This window comes from Azospirillum sp. TSH20, assembly GCF_003115935.1.
Taxonomy (GTDB): domain Bacteria; phylum Pseudomonadota; class Alphaproteobacteria; order Azospirillales; family Azospirillaceae; genus Azospirillum.
Map to the genome: position 1 here is coordinate 1 of NZ_LGQU01000167.1, position 1,602 is coordinate 1,602.

General features: G+C 67.0%; 1 pseudogene. It reads left to right on the top strand.

Features of this window, described 5'->3' with window-relative positions:
* Positions 1-1,602, top strand: a pseudogene (locus TSH20_RS32645) (calcium-binding protein); the annotation flags it as partial.

Here is a 1,602-nt window from a genome sequence, read left to right on the forward strand (position 1 = left end):
TTGCCAAGGATGGCGTCGCTGCCGTGGCGACCAAGAGCGAGACCCTGCATGTCACCGTCGATCCGGTGACCGACATGCCGACGCTCTCGGTTACCAGCGCCCGTGGCGACGAAGACACCGCCATCGCGCTGACGATCAGCCCGGCGCTGACCGATACCGACGGCTCGGAAGCGCTGAGCATCCGGATCACCGGCATCCCCGCCGGCGCCACGCTTGCCAACACGCTGAACAGCGCGCTGACGGTCACCAATGGTTCGATCACGCTGACCAAGGATCAGCTTGCGGGTCTGACCATCACGCCGCCGTCGAACAGCGACGTCGATTTCGACCTGACCGTCACCGCCGTCGCCAAGGACGGCGTCGCCGCCGAAGCGACGAAGAGCAAGACCCTGCACGTCACCGTCGATCCGGTGACCGATACCCCGACGCTCAGCGTCACCGCCGCCACCGGCAACGAAGACACCGCCATCGCGCTGGCGATCAACCCGGCCCTGACCGATCTGGACGGTTCGGAAACGCTGAGCATCACCATCAGCGGCATCCCTGCTGGTGCCACTCTCGGCAATACGGCGGGCGACGTGCTGACGGTCACCGGCGGCTCAATCACGCTGAGCAAGGATCAGCTTGCCGGCCTGACTGTCACGCCGCCGTCGAACAGCGATGTCGACTTCACCCTGACCGTCACCGCCACGGCCAAGGACGGCACTGCCGGTGCGGTCTCGGTGACCCGGACGCTGCCGGTGACCGTCAACCCGGTGTCGGACACGCCGACGCTGAGCGTCACCGCCGCGCGAGGCAACGAAGACACCGCCATTGCTCTGACCATCAGCCCGGCGCTGACCGACACCGACGGCTCGGAAGCGCTGAGCATTGTCATCGCCGGCGTTCCCACCGGTGCGACGCTCAGCGCCGGCACGCACAATGCCGACGGAACCTGGACGCTGACTCCGGCGCAGCTCGCCGGCCTGACTGTCACGCCGCTGGCGAACAGCGACGTCGATTTCGATCTGACAGTGACCGCCATCGCCAAGGATGGCGTTGCCGTCGAAGCGACCAAGAGCGAAACCCTGCACGTCACCGTCGATCCGGTGACCGACACGCCGACGCTGAGCGTCACCGCCGCTCGTGGCAACGAAGACACCGCCATCGCTCTGACCATCAGCCCGGCCCTGACCGACACCGATGGCTCGGAAGCGCTGAGCATCGTCATTGCCGGCGTTCCCACCGGTGCAACGCTCAGCGCCGGCACCCACAACGCCGACGGGACCTGGACTCTGACTCCGACCCAACTGACCGGCTTGACCATCACGCCGCCGACGAACAGCGACGTTGATTTCGACCTGACGGTCACCGCCATTGCCAAGGACGGCGCCGCCGTCGAAGCGACCAAGAGCGAAACCCTGCGCGTCACCGTCGACCCGGTAACCGACACGCCGACGCTTTCCGTCACTGCTGCGCGCGGCAACGAAGACACCGCCATCGCCCTGTCGATCACCCCGGCCCTGACCGATACCGACGGCTCGGAAGCGCTGAGCATCGTCATCGGCGGCGTTCCGACCGGCGCGATCCTCAGCGCCGGCACGCACAATGCCGACGGGACCT